The following is an 18401-nucleotide window of genomic DNA, read 5'->3' on the forward strand; positions in this document are numbered from 1 at the left end:
TCATGGGGTCATGTGTTGGCGCGGAAGGCGGCCTGCCGGAGTCCGGCAGGCCGTTGGTCTATGCTGCTCATGGCAGGTTCTTCACATCCTCGATGTGCAGCGGCATCATGTTCTTGTTCATGTTGTACATGACCCAGAGCGAGCCGGAGAGCGTGATCAAAAGCACCACAACGGTGAAGATCAGCGCCATGAAGGTCCAGCCGCCTTCCGACTTGGTGTCCATGTGCAGGAAGTAGATCATGTGCACGAAGATCTGGATGACGCCGAGGCCCATGATGGCGATGACCAGCAGGGTCTTGTTTTCGAGAACGTCGCCCATGACCAGCCAGAAGGGGATCGCCGTCAGGATGACCGACAGGACGAAGCCGATCATGTAGCTTTTGAACGTGCCGTGGCTGGCGCCATCATGGTGATGATGGTCGTCGCCATGCGCGTCGTGATGTGCGTGTGCTTCGGAACTCATCAAAGGACTCCCATGAGATAAACGAAGGAGAAGACGCCGATCCAGATGACGTCAAGGAAGTGCCAGAACATCGACAGGCACATCAGACGGCGCTTGTTCGCCGCGATCAGACCGTGCTTGGCGACCTGGAACATCAGCGTGACGAGCCAGATGACGCCGAAGGTGACGTGCAGACCATGCGTGCCGACCAGCGCGAAGAAAGCGGAAAGAAACGCAGACCGCTGCGGGCCGGCGCCTTCCGCAATCAGGTGATGGAACTCGTAGAGTTCGACGGCGAGGAAGGCGAGGCCAAAAAGCCCCGTCACGCCAAGCCACACCAGTGTTGCCTTCACCTTCTGCTTTTCCATTTCCAGCATGGCGAAGCCATAGGTGATGGACGAGAAAAGCAGGAAGGCGGTGTTGATCGCCACAAGCTTCAGATCGAACAGGTCGGCACCCGAAGGGCCGGCCGCATAGTTGCGGCCGACGACGGCATAGGTGGCGAACAGCGTCGCAAAGATGAGGCAGTCGCTCATCAGATAGAGCCAGAAGCCCAGCGACGTGCCGTTTTCCGGGTGGTGGTCTTCCTTCAGGTAGAAGACCGGTGGTTCAGCGCCGTCGACGCTTTGTGCAGGTGTATGAGCCATGTTCCGTTACGCCTGTTCAGCAAGCAGCTTGGTACGTTCCGCCTCGACGGTCGAAACGTCGGAAGCCGGAATGTAATAATCGCGATTGTAGTTGAAGGTATGGGCGATCGAGACCGCGATGATGGCGAGCATGGACAGAGCCGCCAGCCACCAGATGTGCCATACCAGCGCAAAACCGAGCACTACGCTGATGGCGCTGATGATGACGCCCGCGCCGGTATTCTTCGGCATATGGATCGGAATGAAGCCTTCCTTGGGACGGTTGTAACCGCGCTTCTTCATATCCGCCCAGGCGTCGACATCATGGATGACCGGCGTGAAGGCGAAGTTGTAGGCGGGCGGCGGCGACGAGGTCGACCATTCCAGCGTGCGGCCGTTATAGGGGTCGCCCGTCACGTCACGCAGCTGGTCGCGCTTCAGGAAGCTGACGATGAGCTGGACGACGAAGGAGGCGATGCCGAGCGCGATCAGGAAGGCGCCGAAGGCGGCGATGACGAACCAGATCTGCAGCGAATTGTCCTCGAACTGGCTGATACGGCGGGTCACCCCCATCAGGCCGAGAATATAGAGCGGCATGAAGGCGAAGTAGAAGCCGATGAACCAGAACCAGAAGGACAGCTTGCCCCAGAACGGATCGAGACGGTAACCGAAGGCCTTGGGGAACCAGTAGACGATGCCTGCCAGCACACCGAACACAACGCCGCCGATGATGGTGTTGTGGAAGTGGGCGATCAGGAACAGCGAGTTGTGCAGCACGAAGTCCGCCGGCGGAACGGCGAGCAGAACGCCGGTCATGCCGCCGATGACGAAGGTGATCATGAAACCGATCGTCCAGAGCATCGGCACATCGAACTTGATGCGGCCCTTGTACATGGTGAAGAGCCAGTTGAAGATCTTCGCGCCTGTCGGGATCGAGATGATCATCGTGGTGATGCCGAAGAAGGCATTGACGCTTGCACCGGAACCCATGGTGAAGAAGTGGTGCAGCCACACGATATAGGCGAGGATGGTGATGACGCCCGTGGCGTAGACCATCGAGGCATAACCGAAAAGGCGCTTGTTGGAGAAGGTCGAAACGATTTCCGAGAAGACGCCGAATGCCGGCAGCACCAGAATGTAGACTTCGGGATGGCCCCAGATCCAGATGAGGTTGACATACATCATCGGATTGCCGCCGAGATCGTTGGTGAAGAAGTTGGTGCCAACGTAGCGGTCCAGGGTAAGAAGGGCGAGCGTGCCGGTCAGGATCGGGAACGAGGCCACGATCAGGATGTTCGAACACAGCGACGTCCAGACGAAGATCGGCAGGCGCATCATGGTCATGCCCGGCGCGCGCATCTTGATGATGGTCACGATCAGGTTGATGCCCGATAGCGTCGTTCCCACACCGGCGATCTGCAGACCCCAGATGTAATAATCGACCCCGACCCCCGGGCTTCCGTCGATGCCGGAAAGCGGCGGATAGGCCAGCCAGCCGGTCTGCGCATATTCACCGATGAACAGCGAGATCATGGTGATGACGGCGCCGGCCGTGGTCATCCAGAAGGAGAAGTTGTTGAGGAAGGGGAACGAAACGTCGCGGGCGCCGATCTGCAGCGGCACGACGAAGTTCATGAGACCGGTGATCATCGGCATCGCCATGAAGAAGATCATGATGACGCCGTGGGCGGTGAAGATCTGGTCGTAATGATGCGGCGGAAGATAACCTTCCGATCCCCCGGATGCGATCGCCTGCTGGACGCGCATCATGATGGCGTCGGCGAAGCCGCGCAAGAGCATGACGAGCGCCAGAATGATGTACATGATACCGATCTTCTTGTGATCGATGCTCGTGAACCATTCGTTCCAGAGATAGCCCCACAGGCGGAAATAGGTAAGGGCGCCGACGACGGCGATGCCGCCCAGAGCCACGGCCGCGAAGGTGGCGACGAGAATGGGCTCGTGAAGCGGGATGGACTCCCATGTCAGCTTCCCGAACAGGAACGACGTTTGATCGGAATTGACGATCATTTTAGCCTCTTGCGATTCGAAAACGTAAGATCGGCGCGGACAGGCCGCGCCGCAGAATGCCGGGACGTATCGTCAGCCAGCGACTTGTTTGGTTTCCGGCAGCGCCGCAGGTTCGAAAGTCTGGCCTTCGATCGCAGCCGGAGTGGACTGGGGACCGCTGGCGACGCCATAAGGCGCAAGCGGCGTGCAGACGACGGAGTTCAGCGCCTTGGCGATGTCGATGCCTTCCTTGCCGCCGCCGCCCTTGGCGTCGATATGCATCATGTCGCGCATGCAGAGCTTGTTGGGTTCCACGCAGCGGTTGAGGATGGCGCTGTAGAGTTCCGGATCGACCGAGGCGAAATATTGCACCGGCTCACGCTCCGAAGGCTTGGCGAATTCCAGATATTCCTGCCGTCCGAAGCCCTTGCCGCCTTGCTTCGCCTTGGCCACCCACTCGTCGAAGCCCTGCTGGCTGAGACCGTGGAACTTGAAGCGCATATGCGAGAAGCCGGGGCCGGAGAAGTTGGCCGAGAAGCCGTCATAGACGCCTTCCTTGTTGATGACGGCGTGCAGCTTCGTCTGCATGCCGCCCATGGCGTAGATCTGGCCGGCGAGTGCCGGGACGAAGAAGGAGTTCATCGCGGTGGTGCCGGTGATCTTGAAATTGATCGGAACATCGACCGGCGCGGCGAATTCATTGACGCTGCCAATGCCGAGTTCGGGATAGAAGAACAGCCACTTCCAGTCCATGGCTACCACTTCGACAGTGATCGGCTTGGTATCGGCGGTGACCTGACGGTTCTCGTCGATCCGCTCGAGCGGGCGATAGGGGTCGAGACGATGGGTGGAAATCCAGGTCACGGTGCCGAGCATCAGGATGATGGCGACGGGAGCCGACCAGATCACCATTTCAAGGCGTGTGGAATGGTGCCACTCGGGATCGTAATCCTCTGCCTTGGCCGATTCACGGTATTTCCAGGCGAAGAAAAGCGTCAGGACGATGACCGGAACGATGATCAGCAGCATCAGAACCGTGGACGTGATGATGAGATCGCGCTGCTGGATGGCGACGTCGCCCGAGGGATTCATGACCACGAGGTTACAGCCGCTGAGCAGCAGCAGTACCGGGATGGCCAGAAGGGCGGATGGGATTTTTTTGATCATGCGCACGTTCTCTGAACTCGTACAGGTTTGGATTATGCCGCGATTAATTGCCGAACATCATTTTTCAAATGAGGTATATTGTCGCGGTGCAGCGAAACCTTCGCGATGCACCATGTAGCGGGCAGAGCTGCGTTTGAAGGCGGAGCGGCTGCATTATCGCATAGCCGGCCGGCTGGGCAAGCCTTTCTTATCAAACTTCAATTGACGTTACGGAGGGTGCGTGTGACAATCCGTCGCATCGTAACGCAACGGAAGAGGAGCCCGCGCGTTACAGGAAATGGTTCGTCCATGACGCAGGAGGGATATTATGAGTTACAGCAATGCTGCTCCATCTTTTGGGCAGGCGCCGGAAGCCAATGGTCATGGAACAGATCCGGTCAAGGTCGATCCGGATCGCATCACGATTGCGGTCATTCTTGCGAGAATGACGGAATTCTTCGATTTTTTCATTTATGCCATCGCCTCCGCTCTCGTCTTTCCGCATGTCTTCTTTTCCTTCGTCGATCCGCTGACGGCGACGCTTTATTCCTTCGCGGTGTTTTCGCTGGCCTTCATCGCAAGGCCGATCGGCTCGCTCATCTTCCTCCAGATCGACCGCAAGTTCGGCCGCGCCGTCAAGCTGATGGCGGCGCTCTTCACGCTCTGTGGTTCGACAATGGCGATCAGCTTTCTTCCGTCCTATGCGGAAGCCGGCATGCTTGCGCCCTGTCTTCTGGCGGTTTTCCGCATCGGCCAGGGCCTTGGTCTCGGCGGCGCCTGGGACGGTCTCGTCTCGCTGCTCGCCATGAATGCGCCGCCGAAACAGCGCGGCTGGTACGCCATGATGCCGCAGATCGGCGCTGCCATGGGCTTTGGTCTCGCCAGCGCCTTCTTCATCGTGTTCGTCACGCAGCTTTCCAATGCGGAATTCCTCGCCTGGGGCTGGCGTTTCCCGTTCTTCGTGGCGCTGGCGCTCAATGTTCTGGCGCTCTTTGCCCGCCTGCGCATGATCGTGACGCCGGAATTCCAGACCATGCTGGAACAGCATGAGCTGGAGCCGCGGCCGATGTTCAAGATGCTGCGGTCACAGTTCCCCGTCGTCGTCACCGGGGCCTTCGTGCCGCTGGCAAGCTTTGCGCTCTTCCATCTCGTCACGGTTTTCCCGTTAAGCTGGGTTTCGCTCAACACTAGCCAGCGCGTTTCCGACTTCCTGTTCGTGCAATTCGTCAGCGCCATCATCGCCGGCGGCATGATCGTGGTGTCGGGAATCCTGGCGGACCGGATCGGCCGGCGCAAGCTTCTGGCCATCGCGGCCGTGCTGATCGGTCTTTTCAGCCTCGTTGCGCCGGTTCTCCTGGGCTCGGGCGATATTGGCCGTTATCTCTTCGTCCTGATCGGCTTCTCGTTGCTGGGCCTCTCCTTCGGCCAGGCGGGCGGGGCGCTTGCCTCCCGCTTCAGCCGCGAATACCGCTATACCGGTGCGTCGCTCACTTCGGATATTTCGTGGCTCATCGGTGCCGGTTTTGCGCCGCTCGTCGCGCTCGGCTTTTCGTCCAAATTCGGACTGTTTGCGGTCGGAATCTATCTCATGTCAGGGGCGCTCTGCACGCTGATTGCCCTCTGGTTCAGCCGCACGCTGGACATGCCTTCGGAGTGAGCCGGGCAATTTAACAATCGTCGCAGCCGTCGCGCCGCGGAATCCTGTCGGATTTCGCGGCGTTTTTGTTTTTTTATTGCGCTGAGCCGTTTTTAATCTTGACTTGAGCGTTCATGAAATATTATGTAAGCAATACTGACATAATTCAGTGTGTCTCATTGCCGGAAAGCCGGCCTTCAGGGAACGCGATGCGAACGACGACAACGATTATTTGCGAGAGAGCGGCCATCGCCGCCATGCCGTTTGACGGCCGCAAAACGACCGTTCGCGCCATTAAACGCCGATAAGCAGACATGAAGAGGAGCAGCCAGGTCGCCTGCGGCTCCGCCCGCAGAGCGCCGGCTGACGCGCCGGGTTTCGGGAAAAGAGGGCGATGCCGCGCGAAATGCGCAACGAGAGGAGAGTGCCTTGAGCGTGACGGAGCAAAATTTCGGCCTTTACGATGCGGCTTTTGAAAAAAGCAGCTGTGGCGTCGGTTTCATCACCCGCAAGGACGGCGTGCAGACCCATGATGTGCTGAAGCGCGGCCACGAGGCGCTCTGTGCCGTGCCACATCGCGGCGGCATGTCGGCGGAGGGGGTGGGCGACGGCGCCGGCGTGTCGATGGATCTCTCGCTCTCCTTCTTTCGGGAATTGACCGGTGAAGACGGTTTGAAGGCAGGCCGCTTCGGCGTCGGCAATTTCTTTCTGCCGCAGAACCCGGCTTTCCATGAAGAGGCGGTTGCAATCATCGGCGGCGCGCTGGAGGAGCAGGGATTTTCGGTTCTCCTGGTCCGCGATGTTCCGGTGGATGACGCGGCCATCCGTCCTGCCGCCATTCCTTACCAGCTGCCGATCCGGCAATGGGTTTTTTCGGCTCCGGCGGAATGCGCAACCCTTGCCGAATTCGACTGGCGCATCCACAAGGCGCTCCTTGCCATCGAGGCGCTCGCCTACACCGTACCGAACCTCGCCGGTTTTTATCCGCTGTCGCTCAGCGCCCGCACGCAGGTTCTGAAAGGGCGTCTGAACTCCAACGAGGTCATGCCCTATTTCCGTGACCTCACCGATCCGCGTCATGAAGTGCATACGATGTATTTCCACACGCGCTTCTCCACCAATACCGATCCGCACCCTTCCATGGCGCAGCCCTTCCGCCTGATGGCGCATAATGGCGAGCTCAACACCGACAAGAAGAACCGGCTGTCGGAAGCGGCCGTGGCGCTGGCGAAGAATGCCAGCATCATCCGGCCGAAGGGCCAGTCGGACAGCTGCCGTCTGGACCAGACCTTGCAGGCGCGGGTGATGGAAGACGGCCTGGATCTCGTCACCGCCGTGGTCTCGATGATGCCGCCGGCCTGGGAAAACGACGACACACTGTCGCCGGGCGTGAAGGCGATGCTGGAATATTTCTCGCTCTATGAGGAGAAGAACGACGGCCCGGCCGCACTGATCTTTGGGGACGGCAGCATCATCGGCGCACGTCTCGATCGTCTTGGCCTGCGCCCGCTGCGCACCGTCGAGACGGAAGATTATCTCTGTGTCATGTCGGAGGCCGGGCAGATTGCCTTCCCGGCGGAAAGCGTCATCCGTCGCGGCCGCATCGAGGCGGGCGGCATGCTTTATTACGATCATGCCGAGCATCGCGCCTTCTCGACCGTCGAGGCGCTGGAGTTGCTGGCCTCGCGGCGGGACTATCCGTCCTTGCTGGGTGAGGCGCGCATCATGCTTGAGGATCTGCCGGAAGTGCCGGCGGAAAAACAGGGTTCGCCGCTGCGTTATAATGGTGATCTGGAACGCCACCAGCGTTATGTCGCCTATTCCCACAATCAGGAAAGCTTCAAGTTTCTGATGGACCCGATGCTGGCCTCGGGCGCGGAAAAAATATCGGCCATGGGTTATGGCAACGCCATCAATGCTCTGTCCGATCAGGAAGGCGGGGTCGCGAAATATTTCTCGCAGCGCTTCGCGCAGGTCACCAATCCGCCGCTCGACAGCATTCGCGAGGCCGATGGCATGACGTTGCGTGTGGCCCTCGGCGCCAAGCCGAACAGCGGGGCGAAGAAGGCCCGCCAGATCGTCGTGCGGTCGCCGATCCTGACCCATCTCGACATGCTGCGCATTCGCGAACAGCCCGAAACGCCGGTTCGTCGTTTCGAGATGCTTTATACGCCGGTCTTCGATGCTGCGGATGCCAATGAGGCGGCCCTGCGGCAAGCGATCGACGGCCTCTGCGATGAAGTCGTGGCCTTCGCAGCTGACGAAGGCGGCATTGCCGTCATCACCGACAGGCATGTCTCGGCACGGCGTGCGGCTTTGCCGATGATCATGGTCGTTTCCGCCATCAATCAGCGGCTGATCGAGGAAGGCCTGCGGCTGCGCATTTCCCTGATCGTCGAAAGCGGGCAGTTTTCCTCCTCGCATCACATTGCGGCCGGCCTCGGCTTCGGCGCTTCGGCGATCTATCCGCTCGGCGTGCAGTTCCGCGCTGAAGAAAAATTCGGGGCCGACGCCGACAAGGCCTTCAAGCGTTTTGCCAAGGCGGCTGAAAAGTCGCTGATGAAAACCATGGGCAAGGTGGGCCTGTGCACCGCAGAAAGCTATATAGGTGGCGAGTTCTTCGAGCCGAATTTCCTCGATACCGACGATCCGGTGCTGAAGCGTTATTTCCCGAATGTGAAGACCCCGGTCGGCGGCGTGAACTTCGCCGTTATCGCTCAGGCGGTGGCGGACTGGCACCGCAAGGCGCTGACGGTGAAGGGGGAGAACGACATTCCGCTGCTCGGTCTCTTCAAGGAGCGCGCGGAAGGTGCGGGCCATTCCTATGGCACGACGGCGGTGCGCGGTTTCGTGGACATGACGGAGGAAAAGATCGGTTTCGACAAGGGAACCGAGGATGAAGAGGTGCTGCGCCTCCTGCCGCTCAACCGGCTGGAGGATGCCTTCGGCCTCAATGACACGGCCTATTATCACAACAGTTTTGACCGGCTGACGCCCGAGGCGATCGACGCATTCGAGGTCACGCCCGGCTACCGCTCTTTCGCCCGCATGATGGCGGAAGAGAGAGCGCGCCGCCCTGCCGCCCTGCGTGATGTTCTGGAGTTGCCGGCGGATGTGACCTTCGCAAGCTCGGCAGAAGAGTTCCGCCGCGAAATGGGCCGCTTCTCGAGGCGCGGTAATAACAGCTTCATGGTGCGCGGATTGCTGTGCGAGGATGGCGGCGACGGCGCGTTCCGGCTGCAGCTCACCGGGCCGCATGCGCGCGATCTTGCCCGTCTCGCCGCCCTCGGCCAGTCTCTGCTCGATCGCTTCGGAGCGGATATTCCCGGCCATTGGCTGGAAGGCGGCGCGCTTCTGGTTCAGGCCGGGGGCGAGGCCTCCGCTTACCTCTCGCTTATCCGCACCGCGCCGCAGAGCATTCCGCTCGACACGGTGCAGTCGGCGAGCGAGATCACCAAGACGCTGGCATCGGGCGCAATGAGCCACGGCGCGCTGGTCGCGGCCGCCCATGAGGCGGTGGCCCATGGCACCAATATGGTCGGCGGCATGTCCAATTCGGGAGAGGGCGGCGAGCATATTTCCCGTTACGGCACCATCCGCGCCTCGCGCATCAAACAGTTCGCCTCCGGCCGTTTCGGTGTCTGGGCCGGTTATCTTGCCGATCCGATGCTGGAAGAAATCGAGATCAAGATCGGCCAGGGCGCAAAGCCGGGCGAGGGCGGGCAATTGCCGTCTCCCAAGGTGACGGTCGAAATCGCCGCTGCGCGTGGCGGTACGCCGGGCGTCGAGCTCGTTTCACCGCCGCCGCATCACGATACCTATTCGATTGAGGATCTGGCCCAGCTCATTCACGACGCCAAGGCGGCGCGTGTGCGCGTCATCGTCAAGCTCGTCTCGTCTGAAGGCATCGGCACCATTGCGGTCGGCGTCGCCAAGGCGGGCGCGGATGTCATCAATGTCGCCGGCAATACCGGCGGCACGGGGGCGGCGGCCGTCACCAGCCTGAAATATACCGGCCGCGCGGCGGAAATCGGCATAGCCGAGGTGCATCAGGCGCTTTGCGCCACCGGCCTGCGCGCCAAGGTGCTGCTGCGCTGCTCCGGCGCGCACCAGACGGCGAGCGACGTGGTGAAGTCGGCGTTGCTCGGCGGCGACAGCTTCGAATTCGGCACCACCGCGCTGATGATGCTGAAATGCGTCATGGCCAAGAACTGCAACATCAAGTGCCCGGCCGGCCTCACCACAAACCAGGAAGCCTTTAACGGCGATCCGCGGGCGCTGGCGCAATATCTCATGAACATCGCTCATGAAACACGCGAGATTCTGGCTGCGCTCGGCCTGCCCTCGTTGCGGGAAGCACGCGGTCGTTCCGATCTTCTTCACCTCCTCGATCATCCGGCGAGCGTCGGCCAGCTTGACCTCCGGGCAATGCTTGCCGTGGTCGAAGAGGTGAAGATCGACAATCCTGTCTACATGGAAAAGGATTTCGGCCTGGACGATGCCTTCATCGAACTCGTGCGCTCGGCCCTGGTCGACAGCAAGCGGGAAAGCATCGAGCTTGGCGGCAACCGTTTCCTCAACAATTGCAACAAGAGCGTCGGCGGCCAGCTCGCCGTCGATATCGAGCGCATGCTGAACCATGAGCTTTCCGGCAGGGAGACGGATGCGCTGCCGGCCGTGAAGCGCGACAGCCGCGGCCGCCGGTTCCTGGAGGCGGGATCGGTGCGCATCGATACGTCAGGGTCGGCCGGGCAGTCCTTCGGCGCTTTCTGCAACGACGGCATGGTCATGGTCCATACCGGCACCTGCAATGACGGCGTCGGCAAAAGCGCCTGCGGCGGCACCATCGTCGTGCGCTCCCCCGGAGGCGGTTCGCAAGAGGCAGGCGGCAACGTGCTGGTCGGCAATTTCGCGCTGTTCGGCGCCACCGGCGGCCGTACCTTTGTGGAAGGTCAGGCCGGTGACCGTTTCGCGGTGCGTAATTCCGGTGCGACGGCGGTCGTCGAAGGGGTGGGTGACTTCGCCTGCGAATACATGACCAACGGTGCGGTCTTGAACCTCGGCAGCTTCGGCAAGGGTTTCGGCAACGGCATGAGCGGCGGTTTCGTTTATCAATACGATCCCTATGGCGATCTGCCGAAGAAGGTCAGCCATGATTCGATCCTGCTCGGCTCGATCACGGGTGCGGATGAGCAGGCCGCGATCCACAATCAGGCTGTTCACCAGCTTCTGACCTGGCATGTGGTGGAAACCGGCTCGGCCAAGGCCGCATGGCTCCTCGAAAACTGGGAAAGCGAGCAGCACAATTTCGTCTATGGCATGCCGCGCGCGCTGCTGCTTTATCAGGACAGCGATGAAATTCTGAAGGCCAAGCCCCGCAAGGAGCTGCTGGAGGAACTGGCATCCGCGCTCGCCGCCCACCAGCTACGCAAGTTCAAGCTCGCCTATCGCGACCGCAAGTCCGTTTTGAACGGAACGGTGCCGGGTTATGGCGAGACGGATACGGAAGACATGTATGCGCTCATCAACAACTACACGGTGCTGAGCATGGCGCAGGCCATTGCCCTGCAAAGGGTGCCGATGGCGTCCGGCCCATCCGACCCGGCCATTGAGAAAGCCGTGCGTAATCTTATCCTGACGGAAGATTATGCGCTGATGCAGCGTCTGCTGAAATATGCGCGCGAGGCGCTTTCCGATCATAGCGACGAACAGCTTGCGGTGATGATCGCCGCCAAGCGGCTCGACGACTACAAGCAGGCGCTGGCGCGCCGCAACATCTGGTCGGTGGACAGTCCCGGGACCTATGGCTGGATCATTCAGCAGAATCGGAAAAACATCGAGAAGATCGGTCGGTTGCCGGGCTTTGAGGAGCTTTTTGCGGCCCGCGCCATTCCGGACCTCGCCACCACACCCAGCCAGAACAGGGCAGCATGATGAAGATACCTTACATTCCTGAAGACGCGCCCTTCAACGGCGACCAGCGCGCCTGGCTTGCCGGCTTTCTGGCCGGGCTGCATTCCCGGACTGCGATGGGCATGGAGACATCGGTCGCCACGGCCGCTCCCAAGGCTGCGGCCAGCGTGCTGAATATTCTCTTCGGCACCCAGACCGGCAATGCCGAGGCCTTGGCAATGGATATCGCCGCCGCCGCCCGTGCGCAGGGCATGCAGCCGGTAGTGACGGCGCTGGATGATGTCGCGATGGACAGTCTCGGTTCGATGAAACGGGTCATCGTCGTCACCTCGACCTACGGCGAGGGTGAAATGCCGGACAACGCCCAGCTTTTCTGGGAAGCGCTTGCCGCCGATGGCGCACCGCGCCTGGACGAGATGAATTTCGCCGTGCTTGCGCTTGGCGATACCGGTTATGACGGCTTCTGCCAGGCGGGCAAGCTCATCGATACGCGCTTCGAACAGCTTGGCGGCAAACGCATGAAGACGCGGATCGATTGCGATATCGACTTCGAAGATGCGGCGGCGAGCTGGATCGGCGAAACCCTGCCGCTCGCGCTGGCGATCGGTGGCGGTGATGCGGCGGCTTTGGCCACGACCGTGGGCGCCGAACCGCCGGTGCGGGCAAAACAGGGCTGGAACCGCAAGAATCCCTATTCGGCGCGGGTAAGCGTCAATCGCCGCCTTTCCGGTCCGGGCTCGTCGAAGGAAATCCGCCACTACGAATTCGATCTCAGCGAAAGCGGGCTCGATTACGAGGCGGGCGATGCCCTTGGTGTCGTTCCCCTCAACGATCCGGCACTCGCCGACGCCTTGCTCGCGCACTTTGGAGCGGATGCGGATCGCGACATTGCCGGATTGGACCGGCCGGTTGCCGATGCGCTTCTCGACATGTTCGAGATTTCGACGCCCTCACGCGAACTGGTCGCCGAAATCGGCAAGCGGGCGGGCCATGACGAGCTCAGCCACATCCTTGCCAATGGTGACCGGGAGCAGCTGGCCGCCTTTCTCTGGAGCAGGGATATTCTCGATCTGCTCAATCTCGGCGGAAGACCCGTATTTGATCTCGTCGAATTCGTGAGTTTCCTGAAGCCATTGCAGCATCGCGCCTATTCCATCTCGTCGAGCCCCCTGGTTGCGGAAAACAGCGTGCATCTGACGATCGCCAGCGTGCGTTACCGGGCCGAAGGTCGGGACCGGGGCGGCGTGTGCTCCACATATCTCGCCGACCGGGTGGAGGCAGGCCAGCGTGCCGGAATTTTCGTTTCGCCCAACAAGGCATTCCGCGTGCCGCAGGACAATGACGCGCCGATGATCATGGTCGGGCCGGGCACGGGCATTGCGCCTTTCCGGGCATTTTTGCAGGAACGGCAGGCGCGGGGCGCAAGGGGCAAAAACTGGCTGTTTTTCGGTGACCAGCACCGGCAGTCGGATTTCATCTACGAAAACGAGCTTGGCGAGATGAGCCGTGATGGCGTGCTGAGCCGTCTGGACCTCGCCTTCTCCCGCGATCAGGCGGAGAAGATCTATGTCCAGACCCGCATGCGGCAGAACGGCAAGGCGCTTTACCAATGGCTGGAAGAGGGTGGATATTTCTACGTATGCGGAGATGCGACCCGCATGGCAAAGGATGTCGACGATGCCCTGCACGGCATTGTGATGGAGGAGGCCGGCATATCCGCCGAAGCGGCAAGTGATTATGTGAACCGGCTGAAGCGCGAAAAGCGTTATCTGCGTGACGTCTACTAGATATCTTCTAAAATGGGAGCGCCATCTGTAACCGATTGGCTCAGCAATTGGTGCAGACGGTTTCCGCATCGCGCTGTTTGAAGAAATATTCGCGGCCGATCGTGATCGACTTGGCTCCGGATGAGGAGTCGGTGACGAACATCAGCAATTCATGCGGGATGGAAAGCTCGACATGGATGAGGAAACTTTCCGCCACCAGCAGGCGGGTCGGAACCACAACGGCCGATCCGACTGCGTAAGGTCGCTGGTCTTTCTCATTCCAGGACCAGGCGATTTTCGCCTGTTTCTGCTTGTCGATGGTGATCCCGCTGATCTTGAGCTGCAGGCCTTTTGTGCTGTAGGGCGCAAAAACGGCGGCAGTGACATCCTGCATGCTCTTGAGATAGGTCTTGTCGACGGAGCCGGTTTTCGAGATCAGGTCATTGATCGTCGCGGCGGCGCTGCTTGCCCGCTTATAGGTATTATAGCCGATGGTAAGTTCAAACGATGTGACGTAAAGCGCCAGCAATATCGGGAAGATGATTGCAAATTCCACCGCGCCCACGCCACGGCGATCTTTCACGAAGCGCCTGACGAGCGCCTCAAAACGCAATCTGCCCTTCGCGACGGCGGATATGAGCCCTGTCATTAAGAGCCCCCGCTTGTGGTATATTTCTCATTCATGAATGCGTCGGTCGCGACGATCAGAAAATGCGATGGCATCGATCCGTCGACCGGGCGTATTTTTGTAAGATAAGGCCGGATAATATCGGCGATCACACGCCAGCGATAATAGACACGCAGCATGTTGATCGTTTCCGGCCCGCCCGGTTTGAAGTCGAATTGCGCCGTATCGAGATCGTAATATTCGCCAAAGGCTTTCAGGGGTATCGTGGTTGGAATATCCTTGAAGGCGGTGAAGGAGCGAAGGTCGATATAAAGCTTCTGTTCTTTCTTGATCTCGTCCGTCGCCGAGCAGGTGATCATCACCGAAACTTCGTTGCAGAAGCCCTTGCGAAAATCCTCTTTCGAAATCGAACTGCTGATCTGCCCGGTGCGCAGGCGCCGCGCCATGGTCTCGGTGGCGTTGACGACAACCTGTTCGGCCATCAGGGCGATAAAGGTCTCGATGATGGCGAAGACGACAAGGAAATAGGGGATTGCGAGTATCGCGAATTCGACCGCCGCCGTCCCGTCGCGCGAGACCCCGAATTTTTCCAGCAATGGCTTCAGTCTGGCCAGTCGCATGTGTGTCGATCTTCAGAATATGCGGCGAGCGCAACCGTTGAATTTGTTGCGGACCATAACCAGCCGGTATTTAAATTCAGTTACTCCGATGAATTATACTTTAGCGATTCCCGGAAATGGCACAGCGCATATAAAAAGCCCGGCAATCTGCCGGGCTTTTGTCGAACCTGAAAAAAGCGGGCTTATTCCGCGTCCGCTTTCGACAGAACCTCAAGCGTGGGTGTCGACGTGATATTGTAGCCGCAATCCACATAATGACATTCGCCGGTCACGCCGCGCGACAGGCTGGACAGCAGATAGAGCGCCGATCCGCCGATGTCGTCGATATCCGCCGTACGTCTCAACGGCGCGTTTTTCTGATTCCACGCATAGATCGCCCGTGCATCGGAAATGCCGGCGCCTGCCAGCGTACGGACCGGGCCTGCCGAGATGGCGTTGACGCGGATGTCGCGCGGGCCGTAATCGGCGGCGAGATAACGCACGGACGCCTCAAGCGCCGCCTTGGCGACCCCCATGACGTTGTAGTTCGGAATGACGCGCTGCGAACCATTATAGGTCAGCGTCAGCATCGAGCCGCCATTGGTCATCAGTTCGGCGGCGCGCTTGGCGATTTCCGTGAAGGAGAAACAGGAAATGACCATGGTGCGGCTGAAATTCTCGCGCGTCGTGTCGGCGTAGAGACCTTTCAGCTCGTTCTTGTCGGAAAAGCCGATGGCGTGCACGACAAAATCCAGCGAACCCCATTTTTCACGGATCGTCGCAAAGAGCGCGTCGACTGAGGCGATATCCTCGACATCGCACGGCACGATGAAATCGGAGCCGAGTTCGGCGGCGAGCGGCTTCACGCGTTTGCCGAGCGCCTCTCCCTGATAGGTGAAGGCGAGCTCCGCGCCCTGTGCCGCGAGTGCCTTGGAGATACCCCAAGCGATGGAGTGATTGTTTGCGACGCCCATGATGAGGCCGCGTTTACCCTGCATGATGCCGTTCATGGGCAATTATCCGTTATGACGCTGGAAGACGAGCGTGGCGTTGGTGCCGCCGAAGCCGAAGGAATTGGAAAGGATGGTGTCGATCTTGGCATTGTCGATGCGGCTGCGAACGATCGGAACGCCCGCAAATTCCGGATCGAGCTCGGCAATATGCGCGCTTTCGCCGATGAAGCGTTCCTGCATCATCAACAGGCCGTAGATCGATTCCTGCACGCCGGCCGCCCCCAGCGAATGGCCGGTCAGTGACTTGGTCGACTGGATATGCGGGATCTTGTCGCCGAAAACTTCGCGGATCGCGCCGATTTCCTTGCTGTCGCCAACCGGCGTCGAGGTACCGTGGGTGTTGATGTAGTCGATGTCGCCCTTGACGGTGGCAAGCGCCTGCCGCATGCAGCGGATCGCGCCTTCACCCGATGGCGCCACCATGTCGTAACCGTCGGAGGTCGCACCGTAACCGACGATCTCGGCATAGATTTTGGCGCCGCGCGCCTTCGCATGTTCCAGCTCTTCGAGAACCAGAACGCCGGCACCGCCGGCGATCACGAAACCGTCGCGGTTGACGTCATAGGCGCGCGAGGCAACGCTCGGCGTCTCGTTATATTTGGACGACATGGCGCCCATGGCGTCGAAGAGGTTGGACATCGACCAGTCGAGATCCTCGTGGCCGCCCGCGAACATCACGTCCTGCTTGCCCCACTGGATCATTTCCGCTGCGTTGCCGATACAATGGGCCGAGGTGGAGCAGGCCGAAGAGATGGAGTAGTTGACGCCGTGGATCTTGAACCAGGTGGCGAGCGTGGCCGAGGCGGTGGAAGACATGGCCTTCGGCACGGCGAAGGGGCCGATGCGCTTCGGGCTGGTGTTTTTCAGCGTGATATCGGCAGCTTCGACGATGGTACGGGTGGAAGGGCCGCCCGAACCCATGATGATGCCGGTGCGCTCATTGCCGCTGATGTCGCTTTCTTCGAGGCCGGAATCGGCGATCGCCTGTTTCATCGCGACATGGTTCCACGCGCCGCCCTGCGACAGGAAGCGCATGGCGCGGCGGTCGACCAGATCGGTCGGGTCGAGAGACGGCTTGCCCCAGACCTGGCACTTGAAACCGTGTTCGGCAAAATCCGGCGAAAAGGAAATGCCTGATCTGGCTTCGCGCAGCGATGCGGTGACTTCAGCGGCATCACCGCCGATGGAAGAAACAATACCGAGGCCGGTGACAACAACTCGTCTCATGAAAGGGACCTTTTCTTAAGATTTCGGCTGGACGACCGAAGCCGCCCGGCGTTTGTCAGGACTATTCCGTCTGCCTCAGGCAGCTTTTTCCTTCGACAGCCCTACGCGCAGGTCCGTCGCCTGATAGATGGTTTCTCCGTCCGCCTTCAGCCAGCCATCGGCGGTTCCAAGCACCAGACGGCCGCGCATCACGCGCTTGAAATCGATGCCATACTGAAGAAGCTTGGTGTGCGGGCGGACCATGCCCTTGAATTTGACTTCGCCGGTGGAAAGCGCCATGCCGCGGCCCTCTTCGCCCAACCAGCCGAGGAAAAAGCCGGTCAGCTGCCACATGCCGTCAAGGCCGAGGCAGCCCGGCATGATCGGGTTGCCCTGGAAATGGCAGGGGAAATACCAGTCGTCGGGGCTGACATCGTATTCGGCGCGGATGAAACCCTTGTCGAAGGCGCCGCCGGTCTCGGAAATTTCGGTGATGCGGTGAACCATGAGCATCGGGGGCAATGGGAGCTGGGCATTTCCGGGGCCGAACAATTCGCCGCGACCGCAGGACAGGATCTCCTCGTAATTGTAACTTGATTGCCTCGTTGCCATACCGCTTTCACTTCCCCAGTTACTGGTGTTGATCGACTTCACTAGAGCAAGTTAGGTTTAAAATGAAGCGCTGCAAGGGCAGGGGCCGCTCCGCCCCCATTCTTTGTCTTCGAACCTTCTTTGCAGAAGTCATTACCTCAATATGCCGTCCGCATACAGGAACCATCCGGCTGGAACCAGAGGAAATTTGCAAGAAAGGCCGGTTTGCCGCCATTTGCCGCGCCTGACCGCGCTGAAACTATTGAAAGCATTCGCTGCAAAAGATATATGCTAATGCAATTGGTGAGTTTCATACCTCTGTTTGGAATGGGATTGCATGGCATTTGACGCCACATTGGATATCGGAACGAGGCTGCGGCGCTCGGGGTTGAGACCCACGCGCCAGCGCGTGGCTCTGGGCGATCTTCTCTTTGCAAAGGGCGATCGCCACCTGACGGTGGAGGAACTGCACGACGAGGCGGTCACCGCCGGCGTGCCCGTTTCCCTCGCCACCGTCTACAACACGCTGCACCAGTTCACCGAAGCCGGCCTTATCCGGGTTCTCGCGGTGGAAGGCGCACGCACCTATTTCGACACCAACGTCTCGGATCACCACCACTTCTTCGTGGAAGGCGAGAATGAGGTTCTCGATATTCCCGTCAATAATCTCCAGATCGGCAATCTGCCGGAAGCGCCCGAAGGCATGGAAATCGCCCATGTGGATGTGGTCATCCGCCTTCGCCGCAAGCGCGGCTGAAGCTTCGCTCCGATAGTGGATGTGAAAAAGGCGCCCATAGGCGCCTTTTCTGTTTTCGGCGGTCATTT

General features: G+C 59.9%; 13 protein-coding genes. 4 read left to right on the forward strand and 9 right to left on the reverse strand.

Annotated elements, in window-relative coordinates; all coding sequences use genetic code 11:
- Window positions 1-67: 67 nt before the first annotated feature.
- The 4 genes from cyoD to cyoA all read right to left on the reverse strand — a co-directional run bounded on the left by cyoD (window position 68) and on the right by cyoA (window position 4245).
- Window positions 68-463, reverse strand: coding sequence for a cytochrome o ubiquinol oxidase subunit IV (cyoD, locus tag ACI2KA_RS02820; protein WP_003514416.1), 396 nt, complete (start codon window positions 461-463; stop codon window positions 68-70).
- Window positions 463-1089 (reverse strand): cytochrome o ubiquinol oxidase subunit III, encoded by a 627-nt coding sequence (cyoC, locus tag ACI2KA_RS02825; RefSeq protein ID WP_404499025.1) that lies wholly within the window; start codon window positions 1087-1089, stop codon window positions 463-465. The genes cyoD and cyoC overlap by 1 nt, the downstream gene beginning before the upstream one ends.
- Before the next feature lie 6 nt (window positions 1090-1095).
- A complete protein-coding gene (gene cyoB / locus ACI2KA_RS02830) occupies window positions 1096-3099 on the reverse strand; it encodes a cytochrome o ubiquinol oxidase subunit I (protein ID WP_404499027.1) in 2004 nt (667 codons plus the stop codon).
- A 72-nt stretch (window positions 3100-3171) separates the two neighbouring features.
- Window positions 3172-4245 (reverse strand): ubiquinol oxidase subunit II, encoded by a 1074-nt coding sequence (gene cyoA / locus ACI2KA_RS02835; RefSeq protein ID WP_404499029.1) that lies wholly within the window; start codon window positions 4243-4245, stop codon window positions 3172-3174.
- Between the two features lie 307 nt (window positions 4246-4552).
- Here cyoA and ACI2KA_RS02840 point away from each other — a divergent pair, with 307 nt between their 5' ends.
- The 3 genes from ACI2KA_RS02840 to ACI2KA_RS02850 all read left to right on the forward strand — a co-directional run bounded on the left by ACI2KA_RS02840 (window position 4553) and on the right by ACI2KA_RS02850 (window position 13560).
- Window positions 4553-5881 (forward strand): MFS transporter, encoded by a 1329-nt coding sequence (locus ACI2KA_RS02840; RefSeq protein ID WP_404499031.1) that lies wholly within the window; start codon window positions 4553-4555, stop codon window positions 5879-5881.
- 408 nt (window positions 5882-6289) lie between these two features.
- A complete protein-coding gene (locus ACI2KA_RS02845) occupies window positions 6290-11794 on the forward strand; it encodes a glutamate synthase-related protein (RefSeq protein ID WP_404499033.1) in 5505 nt (1834 codons plus the stop codon).
- Window positions 11791-13560: a sulfite reductase subunit alpha gene (locus ACI2KA_RS02850; protein ID WP_404499035.1), complete on the forward strand. Its 1770-nt coding sequence runs from the start codon at window positions 11791-11793 to the stop codon at window positions 13558-13560. Before ACI2KA_RS02845 ends, ACI2KA_RS02850 begins: the two co-directional genes overlap by 4 nt.
- Before the next feature lie 40 nt (window positions 13561-13600).
- On the opposite strand, the gene ACI2KA_RS02855 is transcribed toward ACI2KA_RS02850, so the two are convergent.
- From ACI2KA_RS02855 to fabA, 5 genes are all read right to left on the reverse strand, one after another.
- On the reverse strand, window positions 13601-14188 hold the full coding sequence (locus ACI2KA_RS02855; protein ID WP_404499037.1) for a TadE/TadG family type IV pilus assembly protein: 588 nt from the start codon (window positions 14186-14188) through the stop codon (window positions 13601-13603).
- Window positions 14188-14787, reverse strand: coding sequence for a TadE/TadG family type IV pilus assembly protein (locus ACI2KA_RS02860; RefSeq protein ID WP_404499039.1), 600 nt, complete (start codon window positions 14785-14787; stop codon window positions 14188-14190). The genes ACI2KA_RS02855 and ACI2KA_RS02860 overlap by 1 nt, the downstream gene beginning before the upstream one ends.
- A 182-nt stretch (window positions 14788-14969) precedes the next feature.
- Window positions 14970-15776, reverse strand: a complete 807-nt coding sequence (gene fabI / locus ACI2KA_RS02865; RefSeq protein ID WP_404499041.1) for an enoyl-ACP reductase FabI — start codon at window positions 15774-15776, stop codon at window positions 14970-14972.
- A 6-nt stretch (window positions 15777-15782) separates the two neighbouring features.
- Entirely contained in the window at window positions 15783-17006 is a 1224-nt protein-coding gene (gene fabB, locus ACI2KA_RS02870) for a beta-ketoacyl-ACP synthase I (RefSeq protein ID WP_404499043.1), read from the reverse strand.
- Window positions 17007-17081: 75 nt separating this feature from the next.
- The gene (gene fabA, locus ACI2KA_RS02875; protein WP_003507274.1) at window positions 17082-17597 is read right to left on the reverse strand and encodes a 3-hydroxyacyl-[acyl-carrier-protein] dehydratase FabA; all 516 of its coding nucleotides are present in this window, start codon (window positions 17595-17597) and stop codon (window positions 17082-17084) included.
- A 316-nt stretch (window positions 17598-17913) separates the two neighbouring features.
- On the opposite strand from fabA, the gene irrA reads away from it, so the two are divergent.
- Window positions 17914-18333, forward strand: coding sequence for an iron response transcriptional regulator IrrA (irrA, locus tag ACI2KA_RS02880; RefSeq protein ID WP_003493135.1), 420 nt, complete (start codon window positions 17914-17916; stop codon window positions 18331-18333).
- Window positions 18334-18401 lie beyond the last annotated feature (68 nt).

The sequence above is a fragment of the Agrobacterium sp. NPDC089420 genome (assembly GCF_044900305.1).
GTDB lineage: Bacteria > Pseudomonadota > Alphaproteobacteria > Rhizobiales > Rhizobiaceae > Agrobacterium.